Genomic DNA, 23794 nt, shown 5'->3' on the forward strand with positions numbered 1-23794 from the left:
TTAAAATTCATTAAAATAAATCACTATGACTTCCTGTCCTCAGCAAGTTTAAAATCAATTCCGACTTGTCTATTTTATAGACCAAAAGCCAATCTGATTGGATATGACACTCACGAACCCCTTTAAAATGTTTGGAGGTCGTCAATTGATGATCGCGGTATCTAGCAGGAAGTTCTTTTTCTTGAACTAAAAAATTCAATACTTCTTCTAATAATTCTGCCTTCAACCCACGCTTCATAGCCAACTTAAAATCTTTTTTAAACTGTTTATGGTAACGAATCTTAAGCACGCAAGTCCTCCATCAAGTCTGAGACTGATTCAAAAGACTGACTTATATTACGATTTTGGTCTAAATCCGTTAGTACTTGGAGCAATTTCCGATTCTCATCAAGCCTAACAGCAAAAGGCAAACCCTGATATTGAATTGCCTGACGAAGGAAAATATTGATAGCTGTTGTCATATCCATTCCTAAATGATTAAAAACCTGTTGGGCCTGCTCCTTAATCTCACTATCCAGACGGATGCTCATACTCGTCTTTGGCATATTCTCACCTTCTTTCTATTTATTATTTTAACAAAAAAGACGGCTAATGTAAACTCATTGGATATACAATGGATAGCTATAAGCTAAAATATAGTAAAGAAATAAAATTAATGTCCCAAATATGGGAGATCTCAGCCTGAGTTTTAGTTTTAGAATATAATGTTGCTATCATAGATTAAGAGGTGAAAAATATGAACCAGATTACGAAACAATATAAATTACTATATTTCTTGCTTATTTTATTAAGTCTGACAAGTGCTCTTTTAATGACACTCTTCTCTCTGCAATTAGGAAGAATACTTGATAGTATATCTAATTCAAATAGTGGATTACTCTTTCATATCACTATTTGTGTAAGTTCGATTTTACTGTGGTTCTTGATTTCTTCTTCCTATTCCTATCTTAAAAACCAATATGTAAAAAAAGTTATTTTAGATCTAAAAAGGCGTCTCTTATTACATTATTTATCGCGTGAATTTAAGCAAATTGACAACCGTAACCATTCAGATTTCTTAAATAATATCACCAAAAACAGTGACCTTATTCAAGAAAATTTATTGATTCCTAGAATCTCTCTAATCGCAAATTTAGGGAGCCTTATCATGAGTGTGGTTGCTATTATTTATATAGAATGGCGATTAGCATTAGTCTTTCTTTTATTGTCTAGTATAACGATTTTTCTATCTCAAATTCCTGGAAAGTTAATGACTAAAGCAACTAATAATTATTCCCTACAAAATAATCACTATTTATCAAAAATGACAAACTTTATTGATGGTTTTGAACAAATTAAGTTATTAAATGTTCAAAGCTGGATTCAAGAAAAAATTCAGGGAATCAGTTTAGAATTTGAAGAGTCCAGAAAAACTTATCAATTTTTAAAAGACATAGCTTCAACTACTGGAACCTTACTAAGTTTTTGCTCTCAACTATCCTGTATGGTTGCTGGTATCTTTTTTGTAAGAAATAACTTACTGACTATTGGATTACTCGTAGCAAGTATTCAATTATTAAACGGTGTCTTTGCTCCTTTACAATCTATTCTTTACAATAAAAATTTAATCAACAGTTGTAAGTCCATTATTGATAATATCCAAGAAAATCTATATGAGACGAATCATGAAATTTTTCATAAAACAACTACAATTAATTGTGATAATATTTCGACCATTTCTATTAGCCAATTATATTATGAAATTGAAAATAGAATATTATTTGATCATTTTTCCTATGAATTTAAAAAAGGCAAGCGCTATGCGATTATCGGTGCTTCAGGAACTGGGAAAACAACTTTAGTAAAATTAATACTAAATTATTATCCAAAAAATCTTTATGATGGAGAAATAAAAATCAACGGAAAACAGAATATTGATATTCCCTCAGAGGAGTTATATAAAGATATTGCGTTTGTGCAAAAAAATGACTTTCTGATTGAAGGCAATATTCTAGAGAATATCAAATTGGCTAGAAACCTTCATTTAACTGAAAAATTAAGAAAAGCCTTAGGCTTTAATGAGGAATTTCTTAATAAGAATCTATCTCAATCAAATCAAACTATTTCAGAAGGGGAAAAACAACGAATTGATTTAGCTAGGTTTTTAGTCAAAACATATTCTGTATATATATTTGATGAACCTACAAGCAACCTTGATCCAATAAAAGCCAAAGCAATGATGGACTACATTCTATCCATTAGAGATGCAATTGTTATTGTCATTACTCATGATCAAAGTCCAAAAATATTGGAAGAGTTTGATCACGTTATTACCTTATAGATAAATGGCCTAGTCTACTAAATGAATGATGTGTTTCTCAAAGTATTGTTTGTAATTTTTGTAGATTGTTTTATTGAAGAGTTCGAAAATTTTTAAAGCTTCTTCGATTTTTAAAAGTGATTTTTGATTATGATAGAATTTCAGTTCCAAATATCCATCTAAATATAGCAAAATAGTTTGTTCAAAAAAATCTGTGGAATCCGCTAATATATTCTTCGTAGCCTGTTTTAAAAATAAAGATTCCTCATATAAGTCGTTCTCAATCATTATAATCAAAGAATTGAGAAGTAGTTGAATGAGAGATTGTCTATTTCTAGGTATAGGACTATACAACTTCCCTTTTTTGAGCGCCTCTTTGGCATATCTAAATAATAAATCTGGAGATAGAACACGACAGCAATTTCCAAGGATGAGCGTTTCGTAATAACCCCAGTTTTCAACGGAAAATAAATAGTTTGTAAGATAAGAGGCGTCTTGACGACTCAATTGATGATTCTTATCCATTCCCGAAACAATACTTTCGATGAAAATAGCATTTAATTTATGGTAATGAGAATTTGTCTCATGAAAAAGTTCTATTTCTTTCTCTACCATATCTAGTAATGCTTGAGCATCTTCATTATATGCGGCCTGTTTAACAGAAGCTATTAAGGTATTAAAATCCGAAGGTTGATAATGATTACAGATAAGCAGAAATTCTTCTAGTGTTACTCCTATTCTTTCAAGAAGATACAATAACTTAAAGACAGAAATCTCTGTTTCTCCTAATTCAAATCTAGATATTTGAGATTTTGAAATTTCAGCACCTGCTAATGAAGAAATAGAAATCCCCTTTTCTTCTCTTATTTTCCTATAAGTTTCACCTAAAATCATACTTATCTCCATTCCATATCGAAAAGTTATTAAGGTATAGCAAACACTACTTCCATTAAGCTTACTCTTGTTTGAGAGTATCATTATTAGTAATTTATAGCAATCATTTTTGATAATTTCAATATATAGCTTCCTAAAGTTTTAGTCTTTGGATAAAAACTTACTTATATTCTATCATATCTAAAAACCAGTAGAAATGAAAATCATAAAAAATCATCTCTACTGGTTTTACTGTTAAGTCCTAATTAGATGAAACTTAGTCGGCTTATTTGAACAAGTTGACTTTAAATCAAAACAAATCATCAAACAGACTCAACTGGTTGTCCTCTGGCATATTGCCGAGAATGCCCATTTCATCCATCTTTTCAACCAAGGTTGATGAGAGTCCACCACGCTTGCGCAATTCTGTTTTAGAGAGGAATTCTCCCTCTTCACGCGCTCGCACTAACTGCTTGGCAACATTCTCTCCCAGACCATCCATTGCTACAAATGGCGGAATGAGGGTATCCCCATCGATGAGGAACTCTGTCGCCTGACTACGATAGAGATCGAGTTTTCCAAACTTGAAACCACGTTCCCACATTTCATTAACAATCTCAAGAGTTGTATAGAGGTCAATCTCCACATTAGAGGCTTCATTGTTCTTCCGTTTTTCAGAGATTTCTTCCATTCTGCGCTTGATAGCATCCAAGCCTGCACCCATAGTCTTGATATCAAAAGCCTTAGCGCGGATTGAGAAGTAAGCACAGTAATAATAAATAGGATGGTGAACCTTGAAGTAGGCCACACGCAAGGCCATCATAACGTAAGCTGCCGCATGGGCTTTAGGGAACATGTACTTAATTTTCCCACAGGATTCGATATACCACTCTGGCACCTTATTAGCCTTCATGGCTTCAATATAACCATTGCGTTCCTCTTCGGAAATCTTGAGCCACAAGCCCTTACGTACCCGTTCCATAATGGTAAAGGCCATCTTAGGCTCAAGGCCAGCATGCATGAGGTAAACCATGATGTCGTCCCGACAACCGATAACGGTCGACAGGTCCGCAATTCCTTGCTTGATTAAATCCTGGGCATTGCCAAGCCAAACGTCGGTTCCGTGAGACAACCCTGACAACTGAAGCAATTCTGCAAAAGTCGTCGGATGCGTTTCATCTACCATCCCTCGGACAAAGTTGGTTCCAAACTCTGGAATCCCCAACATCCCCGTAGGCGTTCCAATTTGTTCAGGTGTTACCCCAAGCACATCAGTCCCAGAAAAGAGAGCCATAACGCCTTCATCATCCATAGGAATTTCATTGGGATCAATACCAGACAAGTCCTGCAGTTTTCGAATCATAGTCGGATCATCATGTCCCAGTACATCGAGTTTGAGGACGTTCTCGTCGATATCATGGAAGTTAAAGTGAGTCGTTTGCCATTCAGCCGTCATGTCATCCGCTGGATACTGGACAGGCGTAAAGTCATAGACATCCATATAGTTAGGAATAACTACGATTCCCCCTGGGTGCTGACCGGTCGTCCGTTTGACACCGGCAGCTCCTTGGGCTAGGCGCTCTACTTCAGCCTCACGGTAAAACTTGCCATAGTCACGCTCGTAACCCTTAACAAATCCATAGGCGGTCTTAGCAGCCACCGTTCCAACCGTTCCTGCACGGAAAGCATATTCTTCCCCAAAGATATCACGAACATCCAAGTGAGCACTAGGCTGATCTTCTCCCGAGAAGTTCAAGTCAATATCGGGAACCTTGTCCCCATCAAAACCAAGGAAGGTCTCGAAAGGAATATCCTGTCCATTCTTGCTGAGTTTGTGGCCACAGTTTGGACAGTCTTTATTTGGCATATCAAAACCTGAACCGTAGGAACCATCCGTGATAAACTCACTGTACTGACACTGACCACAGACATAGTGAGGAGAGAGAGGATTGACCTCTGTAATCCCAATCATGGTCGCGACGAAACTGGATCCAACAGACCCACGGGAACCAACCAAGTAACCCCGTTCGTTGGAACGGTGCACTAGCATCTGTGAAGCCAGATAAATCACGGCGAAACCATTCCCTAGGATAGAAGTCAATTCTTTTTCAATCCGCAAATCAACGATATCTGGGAGTGGGTTTCCATAGATTTCAAAGGCTTTTTTATAGGTTAATTCAGCAACTGTTTCTTCGGCTTGGTCAATGAAAGGTGTATACAAGTCACCTTTAACGACCTCAACAGGCTCAAAGATTTCTGCTAAAGAATTGGTGTTTTCAATGACAATTTTACGAGCCAAGTCTTCCCCTAGAAAGGCAAACTCATCCAACATTTCATTAGTCGTTCTAAAATGCGCTTTCGGTAGCGGAGCTGGTTGGGCAGCTTCTCCGTGACCAATCGTTCGGTTAATCATGGCTCCCTGACCTAGACTGCGGACGATGATTTCTCGATAAATTTCATCCTCAGGTTCGAGATAGTGGACATTTCCTGTCGCAAGAACTGGCTTGTCTAGACGTTCTCCAACCTCTATCAAGCTCTTGATAATGGTTTGGAGCTCTTCCATGTCCTTGACCTGCTCTTTGGCAATCAGAGGTGCATAGATAGCAGGAGGCATCACCTCGATAAAGTCATAGTATTTAGCAACTTCGACTGCCGCATCTACACCTTGTGATACGACTGCATCAAAGACTTCCCCTTCTGTACAAGCAGAACCCAAGATTAAACCTTCTCGATGGGCATCTAGTACTGTACGTGGAATCCGTGGAACTCCTTCAAAATACTGGGTATTTGACAGAGAAACCAGCTTAAAGATATTTTTCAAGCCCACCTGATTTTTCACATAGATGGTCGCATGCTTGACTCGAGCTTTTTTATAAGAATCTGGACTGATTAAATCAAGGTTTAATCGTGCCAAATCTGTCACACCGTGTTTTTCTGCCACTTCCTTGATAAAAATAAAGAGCAAACGGCCAGTTGCTTCCGCATCGTAGTTGGCCATGTGGTGGTGTTCTAGAGCAACACCAAAACGTTTAGTCAAAGGTCCTAGACCATGACGTTTATACTCAGGATAGAGATTTCTTGCGAATTCTAGCGTATCGATGACGGGTTGAGTGATTTTTGGCAGACCGTGACGCTCGTAGTTGGCATTCATAAAGCCAACGTCAAAGGTTGCATTGTGGGCTACAAGAACGGTATCCTTACAAAACTCTTGGAATTCTTTCAGAACTTGAACCAAGGGTTTGGCATTTTTCACATGCTCATCCGTAATTCCTGTCAATTCAGTAGTAAAGGCTGATAAGGGGTGACCAGGATTGATAAATTCATCAAATTCAGCTACGATATTGCCCTTATACATCTTGGAAGCCGCCACCTGAATCAAGTCATTATAGATAGCAGATAGACCAGTCGTTTCCACGTCAAAGACTACATAGGTAGCTTCAGAAAGATCCATCTCCACTTCGTTATAGACGATAGGAACACGATCCTCAACGATATTTGCTTCCATTCCATAAATGAGCTGAATACCAGCTTTCTTGGCTGCCTTATAACCATGAGGGAAGGATTGAACATTCCCGTGGTCTGTGATTGCCACTGCCTTGTGTCCCCATTTGGCTGCTTTCGCAACGAGTTCTTCAACTTCAGGTAGAGCATCCATGGTCGACATATTGGTATGTGCATGGAACTCAACCCGACGTTCTCCCTCTGGCATCAAGTCTTTCCGTTCATAGTGGACGACTTCCTGGACATCTTGCACATTCATGGTCAAATCACGCGTGAAATTATTGACCTCAACATTCCCACGAACACGGAGCCAAGAGTTTTTCTTGATCATGTCAAACTTCTGCGCTTCTTCTTCATTCTTGACCCATTTTTGCATAGAGAAACTGGAAGTATAGTCCGTCATCTTGAAGTTAATCAAGACACGACCTGTTCTAGTCACCTTATGCTCAACATCAAAGACAACTCCTTCAAAAACCAATCTATTTTCTTCGGTATTGACCTCGATCATAGGAGTAATCTCTGCCTTATCAAGTTTTGGCTTTGCAGCTGCCTTTTTGGCTTGAAAATCAAATACAGGTTTGTCCTCAACTGGAGGAGGCGGGGCCATCTGTTCTAACTGTTCCATAGCTCGAAGAGTTTCTTCATTGGCTACTTGAATAATCATTTGATTTTCCGTCTGAAAGGCTTCTTGTTCTTCCCTTGTGAGATCTTCATTTTTTTCTAAGATGCAAGAAAGTTTAGGAAAACCAAAAAATTCCAGCTGTTTGCTAAGATTTGGAAGATGATTTTTTCTAAAATGCTCAGTATCTGCTGCTTCAGAAGCTTCAATGATTAACTGGTCATTTTCAAAGCGAACCTGAAAATTCTGATATATAGAACGAAAACCTTGACTAGCGCAAGGACCATCCGAAAAAGCCTCTCGATAGTAGGCTTGTAAAAGTTCTCTAGAAAATTCCTGATTTCTCGTTTTTATCTCAAAACTAGCCTGATTTCCAGTTTTTGAGAATTCTTCTTTCAAGCCCCTTTTCAACTCTAGAAAAAGTTCAAAAGGCAAGATATTTTCAAAAACAAAACGAAACTCCCAAACTTTGCTTCTTTTATGAACAATAACTTGTTCTATTTCAGCCTGAGAGAAGGCCTCATGATTTCTCATTTCAGCGGGTATTCCCAACTGATTCATTAAAATTTCAAAAGTGGTTGACATCCATTTTCCTCACAATATACTCCTTCTATTTTACCATATTTGAGGCACTTTTACCTATTTCTACCAAACAGAAAAAGAAGCCACAAAGTGACTTCTTTTAAAGTGTCGATGAATTATTCTTCACCTTTGTTTTTCTTAATGATTTCTTCTTGTACTGACTTAGGTACATCTTCGTAGTGGTCAAATACCATCATGAATGTACCACGTCCTTGAGATGCTGAACGAAGAACTGTTGCATAACCGAACATTTCAGCAAGTGGAACGTAAGCACGAACGATTTGGCTGTTACCGTGTGCTTCCATACCATCTACACGTCCACGACGAGCAGTTACGTGACCCATAACATCACCAAGATTTTCTTCTGGAACAGTGATTGTTACAAGCATCATTGGTTCAAGGATAGCTGGTTGTGCAGTCTTAGCAGCTTCTTTAAGTGCAAGAGATGCAGCGATCTTGAAGGCAGTTTCAGATGAGTCGACATCGTGGTATGAACCATCGTAAAGCTTAGCTTTAACGTCAACCATTGGGTAACCAGCAAGAACACCGTTAGCCATAGATTCTACCAAACCTTTTTCAACCGCTGGGATAAATTCACGAGGAACCACACCACCGACGATTGCGTTTTCGAATTCGAATCCTTTTCCTTCTTCGTTTGGAGTAAATTCAATCCATACATCACCGAACTGACCTTTACCACCAGACTGACGTTTGAAGAATCCACGTGCTTGAGTAGAAGCGCGGAATGTTTCACGGTAAGATACTTGAGGAGCACCTACGTTCGCTTCAACTTTGAACTCACGACGCATACGGTCAACAAGGACGTCAAGGTGAAGCTCACCCATACCAGAGATAACTGTTTCACCAGTTTCAACGTTAGTTTCAACGCGGAATGTTGGATCTTCTTCAGCCAATTTTTGAAGGGCGATACCCATCTTGTCTTGGTCTGCTTTAGATTTAGGCTCAACCATCAATTGGATAACTGGTTCTGGAACGTTGATTGACTCAAGGATGATTTTAGCTTTTTCATCTGTCAATGAGTCACCAGTTGTAGTATCTTTCAAACCAACGGCAGCAGCGATATCACCTGAGTAAACAGTGTCGATTTCTTGACGGCTGTTAGCGTGCATTTGAAGGATACGTCCGATACGTTCACGTTTACCTTTAGAAGTGTTCAATACGTAAGAACCTGATTGAAGAACACCTGAATAAACACGGAAGAATGTCAAACGACCTACGAATGGGTCAGTCATGATCTTGAAGGCAAGAGCTGCAAATGGCTCTTCATCAGATGCAGGACGAGTTTCTTCTTCATCTGTATCTGGGTTGATACCTTTGATCGCTGGGATGTCAAGTGGGCTTGGAAGGTAGTCGATAACCGCATCAAGCATCAATTGAACACCTTTGTTCTTGAAGGCAGAACCACACAATACTGGGAAGAATTCTACGTTGATAGTCGCTTTACGGATACCAGCTTTCAATTCTTCGTTAGTGATTTCTTCACCTTCGAGGTATTTCATCATCAATTCTTCGTCAGTTTCAGCAACTGCTTCGATCAATTTTTCACGGTATTCTTGAGCTTGGTCAAGGTATTCAGCTGGAATATCTTCTTCAAGGATATCTGTACCAAGGTCATTAGTATAGATTTCAGCTTTCATCTTGATCAAGTCGATGATTCCACGGAAGTCATCCTCAGCACCGATTGGCAATTGAATTGGGTGTGCATTTGCTTGAAGACGATCGTGAAGTGTGCTTACTGAGTAAAGGAAGTCAGCACCGATTTTATCCATTTTGTTGGCAAATACGATACGAGGAACTCCGTACTCAGTTGCTTGACGCCAAACTGTTTCAGTTTGAGGCTCAACACCTGATTGTGAGTCAAGAACTGTAACCGCACCGTCCAATACACGAAGAGAACGTTGTACTTCGATAGTGAAGTCCACGTGTCCTGGTGTGTCGATGATGTTTACGCGGTGGTTGTTCCATTGAGCTGTTGTCGCAGCAGATGTGATAGTGATACCACGTTCTTGCTCTTGCTCCATCCAGTCCATTTGTGACGCACCTTCGTGAGTTTCACCGATTTTGTGGATTTTACCAGTGTAGTAAAGGATACGCTCAGTTGTAGTTGTTTTACCAGCATCGACGTGAGCCATGATACCGATATTACGAGTTTTTTCAAGTGAAAATTCGCGTGCCATGAGGTTTGTTTCTCCTATATTTTTTATTTCTATTCTATTATAACACGATTTCAATAAAAACGGATAGGCAGGACCCACCCGTTCTCAATGTTTTCATGTTATTGTTGGTTTCAACTTACGAAATGGTAAGTTGAGTTGTAGCTAAGAGCTGACCGAGCTAAATTGAACCCGGGCTAAAAGCTCGGAAAATAGATAAGCTTTCCTAGAATCGTTGATTCTTCGTCAAGCTTCCTAATTTTCAGTCGCTTTTTTAACGCCCTTAGTATCTTAATCTTACCAACGGAAGTGTGCGAAGGCACGGTTAGCTTCAGCCATACGGTGAGTGTCTTCACGTTTCTTAACTGCTGCACCAGTGTTGTTAGCAGCGTCCAAGATTTCTTTTGCAAGACGGTCTTGCATTGTGTGTTCACCACGAAGGCGAGCGATTGTTACCAACCAACGAAGTCCAAGTGTTGTACGACGTTCTGGACGAACTTCAACTGGGACTTGGTAGTTAGAACCACCAACACGACGTGCACGTACTTCAAGTACAGGCATGATGTTTTCCATAGCTGTTTCAAATACTTCAAGTGCATCGTTACCAGTAACTTCTTTGATTTGTTCAAAAGCACCGTAAACGATTGAAGCAGCTGTACCACGTTTACCGTCAAGCATAACGCGGTTGATAAGACGAGTAACTAATTGTGAATTGTAAAGCGGATCTGGCAATACGTCACGTTTTGGAGCTCTATTTTTACGACTCATTTCTCTTTATCCCCTTTCCTTATGCTTTTTTCGGACGTTTAGTACCGTATTTAGAACGGCCTTGTTTACGATCGTTAACACCTGCAGTATCAAGTGCACCACGGACGATATGGTAACGTACCCCTGGAAGGTCTTTTACACGTCCACCGCGAAGAAGCACCACACTGTGCTCTTGCAAGTTGTGTCCGATACCTGGGATGTAGGCAGTAACTTCGATAAGGTTGCTCAAACGTACACGAGCAAATTTACGAAGGGCAGAGTTAGGTTTTTTAGGTGTCATTGTTCCAACACGAGTTGCAACACCACGTTTTTGTGGTGAAGAAACGTTTGTTTGAACTTTTTTATGACTGTTGTAACCAACGTTCAAAGCTGGTGATTTAGATTTTTCTACTTTTGATTTACGCGGTTTGCGAACCAATTGGTTAATTGTAGGCATCTACATTCTCCTGTGTTTTTTTATTTTTGGTGATGATACACTTGGTGACAGCTATCATCTGTGTGTACTTTTGCAACATTTGTCAGCACGTCCCTGTACACTCTTGAGAGACCAAAAGTAAAAAGTACCGTCTATTATTGTACCACGTTTTTTCTATTTTTGTCAATATATTTCTTCTTATTTTTTGACTTCTTTGCTCTTAAATTTAGTTGAAAACGCTCGCCTACCAGATAGACTCTTCAACCGACCACATAGACAAAGCTTCTTGTAATTGTCAACAAAATGATGTTTAATAGATTTGTAAGCAAGAGATCTCTATTACAAATTTATAAAGGAGAAATTATGAAAGTTAGACTTGACATTGATCAACAATACGCCGAAGAACAAATCATCATAGAAGCACCATCTTTGTCACCTAGAGTTCAAAAAGTTCAAAACTTTGTTCAATCACTGGATCAAAACGAAACTCTGAAAGGAAAATTCCAAGATCAGGTTTACCTGATTCAGATTGGTAAGATTCAACGAATCTATATTGAAAATCGGAAGGTCTTAGCCGAGACTGATCAGCAGACATATACTCTTGATATCCGTCTCTATCAAGCAGTTGACATTTTGCCTGCTTCCTTTATCCAAATTTCCCAATCTGAAATTGTCAACATTGATGCTATCAACCATCTAAAACTAACCTCTAACGGCTTGATTGAAATCTATCTAAAAAATGACAGTTTCACCTACTCATCTCGTCGTTACCTCCAAACCATAAAGGAGAAATTAGAACTATGAAAAAACAAATTTTCCACGATGCCACAACTGGTATCCTCATCGGCCTCATCCTATCTATTATCTTTTCTTTTATCTATTCACCAAGCAACTACGCACCTCTCAGCCCTGAATCTCCCGTTGGTCAATTCATGAGAGAGCATCAAGCCCATGGTTCTCTGGTCTTACTCTACTCTACGATTATCTGGGCAGCTATCGGAGTCCTCTTTAGTTTTGGTAGCCGTCTCTTTGCCAAAGACTGGAGCCTTCTTCGTGCGACTGTCACTCACTTCTTCCTCATGCTATTAGGTTTTGTTCCTCTAGCAATTCTGGCAGGTTGGTTTCCACTTCGCTGGACTTTCATCCTTCAACTCATCCCAGAGTTTGCCATCGTCTATCTCATCATCTGGGCGATTCTCTATAAAAGAGAATCAAAGAAGGTTGCCCATATCAACCAATTATTGGCTCAGAAGAAATAGTACAACAGAAACCCACTCACAGGACTGAGTGGGTTTTGATTTATAATTTTTGTTTCCATTCTAACAATAGATTCATGGCCTGCATCGGTGTCATATTGTACACATCTACTTTAGCCAATTCTGCTAGAATAGGATTTTCTTCCGCCGAGTCAAATAGGGAAATTTGTTCAGAAACTGCATGTGTTTGTTTCATTGGAGCAGGACTTTCCTGACCTTGGTTCTCTAATTGCGTTAATATTGCATCTGCCCTTACTAGCAAATCTGTCGGTAAACCTGCAATCTTAGCTACGTGAATACCGTATGATTTATCAGCTGGTCCTGCTTCGATCTTGTGAAGGAAGGTAACCTGTCCATTTTGCTCAAGCGTAGCCACGTGGACATTAACCAGATGTTCCAGACTAGATTCTAAGCTAGTCAATTCATGATAGTGAGTTGCAAAGAGGGTCTTGGCTCCGATGTGCTCATGGATATATTCGATGATGGACTGAGCTAAAGCCATCCCATCATAAGTTGCAGTTCCCCGTCCTAGCTCATCAAAGAGAATGAGGGATTTCTCAGTCGCATGCGCAATGGCATTATTGGCCTCCATCATCTCGACCATAAAGGTGGACTGACCAGACACCAAGTCATCTGCTGCCCCAATACGGGTAAAAATTGCATCAAAAATTGGCAAGTGGGCGCGTTCTGCTGGTACATAAGAACCCATCTGGGCCATAACTGCTGTCATAGCTAGCTGACGCATATAGGTTGACTTCCCGCTCATATTAGGCCCTGTAATCAGCTGGATGCTAGTATCTTCACCCATTTGGATACTATTGGGAATATAGGTTTGGGCTCCCATGACCTTCTCAACGACAGCGTGACGACCTTTTTGAATGTCAATTCGCGAATCCTGACCAAACTCTGGGCGGATCAAGTGCTGATTTTCTGCTACCACCGCTAGTCCTTGTAAGACATCGACAGTAGCGATTCCTTGGGCCAGGGCTTGTAGACGTTGGATATACTTGCCAACTTCTTCACGGATACGCATAAAGATTTCATATTCAAGGCTGGCTGACTTCTCACGCGCCTCTAACATTTCTCCCTCGATACGCGCCAACTCCTCTGTCCCAAAGCGTTCTGAATTTTTCAGCGTAGCCTTACGGAAAAAGTGGGCTGGTACATTACCTAGCTGCGAGTTGGTGACATGGAAATAGTAACCGTCTTTTTTATTGTAGTCAATCTTGAGCGTACTGATGCCAGAGTTTTCTCTTTCCTGAGCCTCAATTTCAGCAATCCAGCTAGTTCCTTCTCTCAGTACCCGACGATACTTGTCCAAGGTCTCATCAAAGCCCGTCCGAATAATGCCACCTTCTGTAATGACATGAGGAGCTTCAGGCGCAATGGCTGCGCTAATAAGACTTTCCAACTCAGGGATAGCATCCAGTTGTTCAATCAGATAAGCTAGAGCTGGTTGCTCCATTCCTTCTAAAATTGTGCGAATCCTTGGAACACTGGCCAAGGTAGTCGCTAATTGCAAGAGGTCTTTAGGATTGCTTTTCCCGAAAGAAACGCGACTGGCCAGACGCTCGATATCGTAGACTCCCTTGAGGCTTTCCGTCAAATCACTACGCTCAAAGAAATAATCCAGAAAGACCTGTACAACCTCCTGACGTTCAAGGATACGATCCTTATCAATCAAGGGACGGTGGATCCAAGAACGTAGGAGTCGCATCCCCATGGCAGTCTTGGTTTCATCTAGTAACCAGAAAAGACTCCCTTGTTTCTTGCCAGAACGAGCATTTTCTACTAGATCTAAACTTGCCTTGGTTGCATAATCCATCTGCAAGAAATCCTTAATTTCATAACGGACAACTGGCTTCAAGTGGTTGAGCTCTCTCATCTGAGTCCGATGAACATACTGAAGAAGCTTACTGCTGGCAGATTGTTCAATAGGCGCCAAGCATGGATCCAGTAGATGGATGTCTTCAAATGATTCTTGCTCATAGGAAAGTACCAAATTCATTTGACGGCTGAGAATCTGTTCTTCCTCTTCAGTTAAAGCATAGCCAATGACAACTTCTCTGGCCTTAAGATTTCGGATTTCACCACAGACCAGGGTAAAATCCAATAAACCTGTCACATAGAAATCACCCGTCACTAGATCCATGTATGCCAAACCAAATTGCTGACCGTCACGGTCGATAGCCACCAAAAAGTTGTTTTGACTATCTGGTTTACTGCTGTCAACGACTGTACCAGGGGTAATCACCTGCACAACCTCGCGCTTAACAACCCCTACTGCCTGCTTAGGATCCTCCATCTGCTCAGCAATGGCAACCTTGTAGCCACGCTCCACTAGGACATCAATGTACTGTTGTGCTGAGTGATAAGGAACTCCAGCCATGGGAATAGGATTGTCAGCATTCTTATTGCGACTGGTTAGTGATATTTCTAGTATCTGGGCAGCATTGACTGCATCTTCGTAAAATAACTCATAAAAATCACCCATACGAAAGAGCAAAAAAGCATCTGGATATTGTTTTTTGATATCCACATACTGTTGCATGCCAGGTGATAATTTTTCTGTCATCATCCATTCTCTCCTTGTTAAAAATAGAGAGTGGGACAGAAATCGGTAATTCGTTAGAATTCGATTTCGTCGTCCCACCTCCGCACAGTTGAGTAGGGTTGTAAAAGCTGATGAAATTAGCGTAGTAGAACCCACTCAACCACTGCGTCTTGCTCGACAATCCAAAGGCAATTGAGAGGCTAGGACTTTTGTCCCAGCCTCCTTATCTATCCTTCATCAAATCTAACAAACGATCTTCCATGAGTTTAGCAACATGCTGATCTCGGCAGATTACCAAGAGAGTATTGGCACCCGCAACTGTTCCTAAAATCCATTCATCCTTGTTGGCATCGACAACATTGGCTAAAACTGCGGCTTCACCCAATTTAGTGTGCAAAACTAAGGTAAACTCAGCTCTTGCTACACCTTCCAAATGATGGGACAAAAACTCAACCAGGTCAATCTTCTCTGTCTCATTTGCTAGTACATAGTAGACCTTATCATTTTTCTTAACCTTGGTCAAGCCCAGTTCGCGAAGGTCACGCGACAAGGTCGTTTGCGTCACAAAAACATTGCGTGCTTCCAACCGATCCTGGATCTCTTTTTGAGTCCCTAATTTTTCCTCAGTGATCATCTGCTTGATCAACTGATGACGTTCTCTTTTTCTCATAACATCCTCTCTAGTGAATATTTATAACATTTTACAACTATTTAATAAGAACATTATACCAAAAAAACTGAATATTTCAAAAAAAATTCTTATCATTCCTCAAAATTGTGATAAAATAGAAGAAAAGTCCAAAGGAGTTTATAATGAATACAAAACAATTGATCGCTAGCGAATTGGCTAGCGTCATTGACAGTCTGGATCAAGAGGCTATTTTAAATTTACTGGAAACCCCTAAAAACTCAGAAATGGGAGACATTGCTTTCCCTGCTTTTTCACTTGCAAAAGTCGAACGTAAAGCACCTCAAATGATTGCGGCTGAACTGGCTGAAAAAATTAACAGCCAAGCCTTTGAAAAGGTTGTTGCAACAGGACCTTACGTCAACTTTTTCCTTGATAAATCTGCCATTTCTGCTCAAGTATTGCAAGCTGTTATCACTGAAAAAGAACACTATGCTGACCAAACTATTGGCAAACAAGAAAATGTTGTTATCGACATGTCTAGTCCCAATATCGCTAAACCATTTTCTATTGGCCACCTACGCTCAACTGTTATCGGAGATAGCTTGTCACATATTTTCCAAAAAATCGGTTATCAAACAGTCAAGGTCAACCATTTGGGAGATTGGGGTAAACAGTTTGGAATGCTGATTGTTGCCTACAAAAAATGGGGCGACGAAGAGGCTGTAAAAGCTCATCCAATTGATGAACTTCTTAAACTCTACGTTCGTATCAATGCTGAAGCTGAAAATGACCCAAGTTTGGATGAAGAAGCACGCGAATGGTTCCGTAAACTGGAAAATGGAGACGAGGAAGCTCTCGCACTTTGGCAATGGTTCCGTGATGAAAGTTTGGTGGAATTTAACCGCCTTTACAATGAATTGCAAGTCGAATTTGACAGCTACAACGGGGAAGCCTTCTACAATGACAAGATGGATGCAGTTGTAGACATTCTTTCTGAAAAAGGACTTCTTGTTGAGTCAGAAGGGGCCCAAGTTGTCAATCTTGAGAAATACGGAATTGAACATCCAGCCCTTATCAAGAAATCTGATGGTGCAACTCTCTATATTACACGTGACTTGGCTGCAGCCCTTTACCGTAAAAACGAATACCAATTTGCCAAATCTATCTATGTCGTTGGTCAAGAGCAATCTGCCCACTTTAAACAGCTCAAAGCTGTCTTGAAAGAAATGGGCTACGACTGGAGTGAAGACATTACTCATGTTCCTTTTGGTTTGGTTACAAAAGAAGGGAAGAAACTCTCTACTCGTAAAGGGAATGTCATCTTACTAGAGCCTACTGTTGCAGAGGCAGTTAGCCGTGCCAAGGCCCAAATCGAGGCTAAAAATCCTGAACTGGAAAATAAAGACCAGGTAGCGCATGCTGTTGGGGTTGGAGCCATTAAATTCTATGACCTCAAGACCGACCGTACAAATGGATACGATTTCGACCTAGAGGCTATGGTATCCTTTGAGGGGGAAACTGGACCTTACGTTCAATATGCTTACGCTCGTATCCAATCTATCTTACGCAAAGCAGATTTCAAACCAGAAACAGCTGCCAACTATAGCTTGAATGATCCTGAAAGCTGGGAAATCATTAAACTCATCCAAGATTTCCCACGTATTATCAACCGTGCGGCAGATAACTTTGAACCTTCTATCATTGCTAAATTTGCAATCAACTTGGCTCAAGCCTTCAATAAATACTACGCTCACACTCGTATTTTGGATGAAAGTCCAGAACGCGACAGTCGCCTAGCTCTTAGCTATGCAACAGCAGTTGTCCTCAAAGAAGCACTTCGTCTGCTGGGTGTAGAGGCACCAGAGAAGATGTGATTCGTTACAAGAGACTGGAACTAAAGTTCCTAGTCTCTTGACGGCAATCGCTATATGGCGAATTGCCTAAACGCTTCACTAATTCACCTAACCAAATAATATCGATTTGGTTAGGCTCATGTCGTAGGCTTTTAATCACTTTATTGTAATGCAGTCTAAATAACTAACGCCAAATCCTATAAGGGATTTGGCTAGGCGCTTCACTAATTCATATAAACAATAACATCGATTTGGTTAGGTTCATGTAGCAATCTTAATGTTACTGAATTGCAGAGCGATCTAAGCAACCGATCCTAAACCTCTACGGACTTTTATTTGGTACTAGGGGCGGAGTTCATTACATCTACTATTTTAGATTAGCGATCACTTGCCTAATTTCTATATTGTCATTACTTGAAAAGCGAAAAATCTTTTTCGCTTTTCTCTTGCTATTAATTTCTTTATCACTTAGGGAGAGATTTTATGAGCCAATATGCTTATATTTTAGTTGTCATCAGTCTTGTCGCTCTTTTTCTCATCAACAAATACGAAAAGGAAAAACTACAAAGACTTCTACAAGAACAGCTGTTAAAGGATGAATCTTTTCGCGCTACTATCAAGGAAAAGATTCAAACAACAGAAAACATCAACGATGTCATCGACTACATCAATAAAGGATATCGTTTGGGAATTATGATTTCAAAAGAAATTGTTGAAGACATCAGAAAATAAAAAAAGGATTCGAGATGCATTTCTCGAGTCTTTTTATTTATTTCTGACAGCTAAGATTTCTACCAGGATAACAATCCCTAAGGATACCATGGTTCCAAATGGTGCTGCATCTTCATCAAAAATTTTCTCAGAGAACAGTAGCAGAGCAATCGCTAAGAGTAGCAAAGCACTGCAAAGCATAATATCCTTGAAGCTTGGTTTGCGTTTTATATACTTTAAAAATGATTTCTGTAGTTTACTCATTTCGATTGTCCCCTTTTTAAGTAAATCCTTTATTCATGGAATAAAACTCTTCCTCAGAAAATCTAGCCTCTTACAAAACTTCTAATTCATAGAGTTCCGCGATAATTCCTGCAACCTTTTTAATATCTCCCAGCATTCCACGCATCTCAAAGTCAGCTAGAACAGGGAAACCAAAGCGTTGGCTGTATTGTTTAGCCGTCAAACAGTACTGGTTGTTAAAGTTCCGATTGCCTGATCCTACGACACCAAAACACTTGCTGGCATTGTCACCGTAAGCGATAAAGTCGCCTACTGGAGTGGTCAAAATCTCCACATCACCATTGTCAACTCCATTGCCACCTTCTAGATAAGTTGGTAGAAAAGCGACATATGGATTGGTCATCTCAAAGAAATTCTCTCCCTCCTTGACCAAATCTTTAATATGGATCTTTTCCACTTCAATGTTCCCATACTGTTCTAAAAGGTATGCCTTCAGACGTGTGACGAAACTTTCGGTATTCCCACTCAGACTGATATAGACTAAGGAAATTTTTTTCATGCTCTCCTCCTTCTTTTTTGAATTCAAAAAAATAACTACCAAGATTGTATCTTGATAGTTATCCTTTGTCAACTCTTAGGCCAGTTCTTCCTCTTCTTGAGCTTCTGTTAATTCTTTTTGCTGACGCCACATTTTATAGAAGACGATTGCTAGGAAGATAACATTGAGTACGATCCCAAAAATGGCTGAACCTTTGGCACCAAGCTCCGCTCCCATACGGATGTTAGGATCTGTAAAAAGTGAAACCGCATCCTGAACGCCGATAAAGTTGTAGATAGAACCAACGATGGCAACGAAGATATAACCAAGATAAGTGTAGTTAGCCAATTGAAGGTTTTTACGAATAAGGAAAACCAAAGCCACAACAACTAGAATAACAGATAAGACAACCAAGAGAATGCTGAAGACAGAATGGCCATGCTCCGATACCTTAATGGTGTAATCAACGAGCTCCTTAGCATAAGTAGCATTAACACCTGATGCTGATGTTTCTAGATTGCTCATACCCTCCGCAGTAGGTACTGGAGATATGATTCCAAATAGTGACATTGCTGAGAGTAAGGCTGAAAAAATCAGTAATACCCATAGATAGATTGGTTTCTTTTTCATCAAAGCAACCCCCTTATGTTTTTTAGTTTATTATAGCATATTTTAACAAGCAAAACAAATCTTATAAGTTTGCTTCCACCTGTTTACGGTAGGCTTTAGGAGACTTCCCACACAGCTTTCGAAAGACCTTATAGAAATAACCAACATTACTGTAACCAACCGTATAGCAAATATCCTCGATACTATCATTAGTAGATAGCAAGAGCTGCTGGGCAGCCTTAATGCGTTGCTTATTGAGAAGCTCAGCAAAGGTGGAATTGGTTTCCTTCTTGATTAGCTGTCCCAAATAAACGGGATTGATAAAGAGATCCTTACTGATATCCTTGAGGGAAAGTTCTTTTTTGTAGTCTCTACCAATGACTTCAAGCACACTAACTACATTTTCATTCATGCGGTATTGACCAAAGAAGGATGTCAAGGTCTCCTTGGTATAAGCGACTAAATCCTCAAAAGTTGTAATAGCATGAATGTTCTTGACAATATCTGTCATGTCGTCTGCTTTCAGATGTTCAAAAAGATGGAAAACATCCATGACAAACTGGGTAAAGAGCTGCTTGGTAATGGATACCCTTGGTGTATTTTCAAGGACAATCTTCTCAAGCAAGGTCAATTCATCAATAATCTGCTGAAGATTTCCCTGGATGATCACTCGATAAATGGGTTCGTAGTAAGAAAAGAGACTTTCAGACTGATCTAAATTGACCGAACCATAAAAGAGTGTCTTTTCAACATCACGCTTCCATTTTTCAAAGTTGGCTTGATAAAGGGCTTCAAAAGGCATGAGCAACAAGCCCTCAAATTCCTGATCTGCAAGGATAATTTGCCAATCTTGCCCCAGAACGTAGTAAGGAATGACAAAATTCCCTTGTTTTTCCTTGGAAAGTCCGATCCACCAATTTTCTTTTTGGCTGAGATGAGCCTTGAATGCTTCTTCATCTAGTTGCTGACTCAATATTTCTGGCTCATGAGATTGTTCACCAAGCTGACTGGCAATTTTTTCAAGCAAGCGTTCAAGCTCAACCTTATCGACTGGTTTGACCAGATAATCAACGACATTGAGATTCATGGCTTTTTTTACATAGTCAAATTCTTGATAGCCTGAAAGGAGGATATAGTAAGCATTTGGCAACAACTCCTTCATCTCCCCAATCATCTCAAGCCCTGTCTTGTCAGGCATGTTGACGTCAGATATCACAATATCCACAGGATGTTCTCGGACATAGTCAAGAGCGTCGTCAGCATGATTGGCTGTAGCGACGACTTCCATATCCCATTTATCAAAAGGAATCAAACGCTTGAGACCTTCGGTAATCATGTACTCGTCGTCCACTAATAGTACTTTATACATCTTTATCCTTTCTCCTCATCCTGAATAGTAATTCGATAACGAACACCTTCTTGTTTAACTGATTCTACATTGATATCATAGCGGTCGCCAAAGTAGAGTACAAAGCGCTCATGCACATTGACAATCCCAATGGACTGGCGTTTCCCACTATAATCCACCGTATGTTCAAAGGTTCTCTGAGCTAATTTGTCCTGGATCTCTGCTAGCTTATCAGCAGGCATTCCACGCCCATTATCGGTTACCAAGATTTCGACATATCCTTCTTTTTTCAAAGCCTTGATACTGATCACATTATCTGTACGTCGATGATCGACTCCGTGGGCAAAATAATTTTCCACCAAGGGTTGGAGGGTGAATTTTGGAATGCGCATTTCTTCCAATCCAGGGTCAATCTTAAATCCATAAGCAATGGATTTTGGATAACGCACCATACAGAGATAACTGTACTTCCGACAAAATTCCACTTCTTGCTTTAATGTTGTTTCTCGTTCGTCAGAGATGTTGTTACGCAGGAGACTACTGAATTCGTAGATAATATCCGCTAGTTCATTTTGGTTTTCCATGACCGCGTACATCCGTAGAAACTCCAGAGTATTATACATAAAATGTGGATTTATCTGAGCTTGTAGGGCGCGCATATTTGCATCTTTTTGGCTCAGCTCCAGCTGGTAAATATCGTGGATATTTCTCTCCAGTCGGTCCAACATGTCATTTGTCGTTTCAGCGATTAAAAGTAATTCCTGATCTTTCTTCTTAAGATCAATTCTTTTGCCTTGTTCCCCCTCCGCAATATCATGGATTGTTTCCACTAGGTCAACAACTTGGGTTTGATACTTCGAAAATGTTTTTTTCAAGGTTACATATAAAATAACGATAAAGAGGAGACTCAAAGCAAGAATAAAAATCGAACTAGAGATACTCCCACTAAGGACATAATCCCTCGGAACTGCAACCTGAACCTGATAACCATGAGCTGTCTCATCTTGCAACCATTCCTCTCGATTACTTTTTTCACCTTGGTGAAACATATCCGTTTCAAAAGGAGAGGTGATGCTCACAGCAATTGGGATATTTCCTCTGGTATTGTCAATAGCCTTATAAAAAACATCGGAAGATACAGAGACATAAATAACACCAAGAGCTTGATCCGATACTGGATCGGATACGGGAATGGCGAAACTATTGGCATCTGGCTTAAAGGCATCTGCAGAAACCTTGTAACCACTACGATTGTCCCTCTTCGATACATAAACTTCTGTTGAGTCTTGCAAGACAAAGGCTACACCCGTTACAAAATCATTGCGCACATAGAGGTCATCGATATTTTCATAAATGGATACCGAAATATAGGGCGATGCTTTACGCTCCAGTTGCCAGTAGAAATAATCCGGTGTACTGAGGCTAAAATACTTATAGATTCCCTCGATTCGCGCTTGATTATCTACTAAACTTTGGGCTGAACGCGCTGATTCTCGATAGTAATACTCAACCTCACTCACTGTCCGAGTCAAGACCCGCTGGGAAACCTGTCTTGCTTCTTTTTCTCGACTATCCCAGTTCACATAGGAAATCAACAGGGCAAAACTAGCAATGATGACAATCATCACCCAAGTATAGGTTCGAAGGAGTGAATGAAGCCAAAACTGTTTCATCCTATTTGGACGCCAATTTTTCATGAATGCTTTCATAAACAGGCTCCAATAAATCACTAATAAAGAAATGCCACATACCAATCCCTACAAAAATGATAAGGGCTGGCATATAAAACCCAATAATGGCTAACAAGACGCTACCAAGAAGAACTTTAGCCACTGCTGATAAGCTCATAAAAATTCCGATAAAGGCAAGCTTTAAGGTATTTTGATAGGATAAGTCAAAATAAACTTGTAATTTTAGAGAAACTGTATAAGCCAAAAATACCAGGGCTACCAAAAAAATATTTAGAAAGGTTGCTGCCAAGTGGATAATGGTCTGATGCGGCAATTGGATCATGAGATACAAACCATAAATCAAGATCAAGTCAAGTCCCATAAAGGTGTAGAAACTGAGATTGCTTTTTACAAAATTGCTCTTATAAAGAGTCCAAGCCTCTTTAAAACCATAGGCACGGTAAGAATAGCCATGTTCTGCAAATAAACTCATGATAGTCGCACTAGCTGGTGCTATACCAAAAACCACACCTCCTGCTAGTGTCAATAACCAAAAATAAGCCGTTGCAATCATCCCCAAAAAGAAACGATGAAAGACTAGCTCAATAAAATTTCCCACGGTTTGCCTCCAAAAAAATAATCTAGAACTATTATAACATATTTCAAGCGCTCTCAAAAAAGAAGAGGATAGAAAAGGTAGTGAGAGTTGAACTTGCTACCTTTTTAGTAGCAAGTCCGAAGTAAGCATCCATCCTTGTCAAAGGTGTACAAATGAATAAGTATATAGTTGTTTAATAAAGGTATTTGTACTATAATAAAGATAGATAGAGAAACCGATTAATAATCAAAGAATAAACCTTTCTCCAGGACAGATGGACATATTTGAAGATTAGTTCATTGCTATTCAACTTAATTATTGGCTTGGTAAAATAACGAAAGGAGTATGGACCATGACTATTTTTATTTTAAGAACTACCGTGTTTTGGATTGCTCTTATTTTGAGTCTTTTCTCTGATAAATTGTTCAAACAACATGCAAAAGTCGGAAAAATAATTTGCACTATAATAGCATTAATTGCGGCATTGTCATTTCTGTTCTAAGTTATTTTAGGAATACAGGAATTAGTTCGTCCTGTGTTCTTTTTTTCTGC

Annotated in this window: 20 protein-coding genes; 5 read left to right on the plus strand and 15 right to left on the minus strand. The window is 39.7% G+C overall.

Annotated elements, in window-relative coordinates; genetic code table 11:
* Positions 1 to 10 precede the first annotated feature (10 nt).
* Positions 11 to 289 carry a type II toxin-antitoxin system YafQ family toxin gene (locus tag O3611_RS07390; RefSeq protein WP_322741471.1) on the minus strand — a complete coding sequence of 93 codons (279 nt, stop codon included), beginning with the start codon at positions 287 to 289 and terminating at the stop codon, positions 11 to 13.
* Positions 282 to 545: a type II toxin-antitoxin system RelB/DinJ family antitoxin gene (locus O3611_RS07395; protein ID WP_371608234.1), complete on the minus strand. Its 264-nt coding sequence runs from the start codon at positions 543 to 545 to the stop codon at positions 282 to 284. The genes O3611_RS07390 and O3611_RS07395 overlap by 8 nt, the downstream gene beginning before the upstream one ends.
* A 191-nt stretch (positions 546 to 736) precedes the next feature.
* Between O3611_RS07395 and O3611_RS07400 the strand changes: the two genes are divergently transcribed.
* On the plus strand, positions 737 to 2320 hold the full coding sequence (locus O3611_RS07400) for an ATP-binding cassette domain-containing protein (protein WP_371608235.1): 1584 nt from the start codon (positions 737 to 739) through the stop codon (positions 2318 to 2320).
* 9 nt (positions 2321 to 2329) lie between these two features.
* On the opposite strand, the gene O3611_RS07405 is transcribed toward O3611_RS07400, so the two are convergent.
* The 5 genes from O3611_RS07405 to rpsL form a co-directional block, all read right to left on the minus strand.
* Positions 2330 to 3193 (minus strand): helix-turn-helix domain-containing protein, encoded by an 864-nt coding sequence (locus tag O3611_RS07405; protein WP_000600261.1) that lies wholly within the window; start codon positions 3191 to 3193, stop codon positions 2330 to 2332.
* Positions 3194 to 3482: 289 nt separating this feature from the next.
* Positions 3483 to 7877 carry a PolC-type DNA polymerase III gene (locus O3611_RS07410; RefSeq protein ID WP_371608236.1) on the minus strand — a complete coding sequence of 1465 codons (4395 nt, stop codon included), beginning with the start codon at positions 7875 to 7877 and terminating at the stop codon, positions 3483 to 3485.
* Positions 7878 to 7990: 113 nt separating this feature from the next.
* Complete coding sequence (fusA, locus tag O3611_RS07415; RefSeq protein ID WP_000090332.1) at positions 7991 to 10072, minus strand: elongation factor G; 2082 nt, start codon at positions 10070 to 10072, stop codon at positions 7991 to 7993.
* Positions 10073 to 10345: 273 nt separating this feature from the next.
* Complete coding sequence (rpsG, locus tag O3611_RS07420; RefSeq protein WP_000087876.1) at positions 10346 to 10816, minus strand: 30S ribosomal protein S7; 471 nt, start codon at positions 10814 to 10816, stop codon at positions 10346 to 10348.
* Between the two features lie 19 nt (positions 10817 to 10835).
* A complete protein-coding gene (gene rpsL, locus O3611_RS07425; RefSeq protein WP_001142333.1) occupies positions 10836 to 11252 on the minus strand; it encodes a 30S ribosomal protein S12 in 417 nt (138 codons plus the stop codon).
* A gap of 342 nt (positions 11253 to 11594) precedes the next feature.
* Here rpsL and O3611_RS07430 point away from each other — a divergent pair, with 342 nt between their 5' ends.
* Together O3611_RS07430 and O3611_RS07435 are read left to right on the plus strand one after the other, a co-directional pair.
* The gene (locus O3611_RS07430; RefSeq protein ID WP_371608237.1) at positions 11595 to 12035 is read left to right on the plus strand and encodes a LytTR family DNA-binding domain-containing protein; all 441 of its coding nucleotides are present in this window, start codon (positions 11595 to 11597) and stop codon (positions 12033 to 12035) included.
* On the plus strand, positions 12032 to 12490 hold the full coding sequence (locus O3611_RS07435) for a DUF3021 domain-containing protein (RefSeq protein WP_371608238.1): 459 nt from the start codon (positions 12032 to 12034) through the stop codon (positions 12488 to 12490). The genes O3611_RS07430 and O3611_RS07435 overlap by 4 nt, the downstream gene beginning before the upstream one ends.
* Before the next feature lie 40 nt (positions 12491 to 12530).
* Here O3611_RS07435 and mutS read toward each other — a convergent pair whose 3' ends face one another.
* Positions 12531 to 15065 carry a DNA mismatch repair protein MutS gene (gene mutS, locus O3611_RS07440; protein WP_371608239.1) on the minus strand — a complete coding sequence of 845 codons (2535 nt, stop codon included), beginning with the start codon at positions 15063 to 15065 and terminating at the stop codon, positions 12531 to 12533.
* Positions 15066 to 15264: 199 nt separating this feature from the next.
* On the minus strand, positions 15265 to 15711 hold the full coding sequence (argR, locus tag O3611_RS07445) for an arginine repressor (RefSeq protein ID WP_001231485.1): 447 nt from the start codon (positions 15709 to 15711) through the stop codon (positions 15265 to 15267).
* A 143-nt stretch (positions 15712 to 15854) separates the two neighbouring features.
* On the opposite strand from argR, the gene argS reads away from it, so the two are divergent.
* Positions 15855 to 17546, plus strand: coding sequence for an arginine--tRNA ligase (gene argS, locus O3611_RS07450; protein WP_311522980.1), 1692 nt, complete (start codon positions 15855 to 15857; stop codon positions 17544 to 17546).
* 462 nt (positions 17547 to 18008) lie between these two features.
* On the plus strand, positions 18009 to 18257 hold the full coding sequence (locus tag O3611_RS07455) for a hypothetical protein (protein WP_000084856.1): 249 nt from the start codon (positions 18009 to 18011) through the stop codon (positions 18255 to 18257).
* Between the two features lie 33 nt (positions 18258 to 18290).
* Here O3611_RS07455 and O3611_RS07460 read toward each other — a convergent pair whose 3' ends face one another.
* From O3611_RS07460 to O3611_RS07485, 6 genes are all read right to left on the minus strand, one after another.
* Positions 18291 to 18500, minus strand: a complete 210-nt coding sequence (locus O3611_RS07460) for a hypothetical protein (protein WP_000040887.1) — start codon at positions 18498 to 18500, stop codon at positions 18291 to 18293.
* Between the two features lie 70 nt (positions 18501 to 18570).
* Positions 18571 to 19038: a class Ib ribonucleoside-diphosphate reductase assembly flavoprotein NrdI gene (nrdI, locus tag O3611_RS07465; protein ID WP_371560255.1), complete on the minus strand. Its 468-nt coding sequence runs from the start codon at positions 19036 to 19038 to the stop codon at positions 18571 to 18573.
* Positions 19039 to 19113: 75 nt separating this feature from the next.
* On the minus strand, positions 19114 to 19647 hold the full coding sequence (locus O3611_RS07470) for an ABC transporter permease (RefSeq protein ID WP_371560253.1): 534 nt from the start codon (positions 19645 to 19647) through the stop codon (positions 19114 to 19116).
* Positions 19648 to 19708: 61 nt separating this feature from the next.
* Positions 19709 to 20995, minus strand: a complete 1287-nt coding sequence (locus O3611_RS07475; RefSeq protein ID WP_371560251.1) for a response regulator — start codon at positions 20993 to 20995, stop codon at positions 19709 to 19711.
* 2 nt (positions 20996 to 20997) lie between these two features.
* On the minus strand, positions 20998 to 22671 hold the full coding sequence (locus O3611_RS07480) for a sensor histidine kinase (protein ID WP_315640450.1): 1674 nt from the start codon (positions 22669 to 22671) through the stop codon (positions 20998 to 21000).
* Positions 22649 to 23263, minus strand: a complete 615-nt coding sequence (locus O3611_RS07485) for a YesL family protein (protein ID WP_045763088.1) — start codon at positions 23261 to 23263, stop codon at positions 22649 to 22651. The genes O3611_RS07480 and O3611_RS07485 overlap by 23 nt, the downstream gene beginning before the upstream one ends.
* Positions 23264 to 23794 lie beyond the last annotated feature (531 nt).

Origin of the sequence: Streptococcus sp. 27098_8_91 (assembly GCF_041432385.1) — a bacterium.
Classification (GTDB): domain Bacteria; phylum Bacillota; class Bacilli; order Lactobacillales; family Streptococcaceae; genus Streptococcus.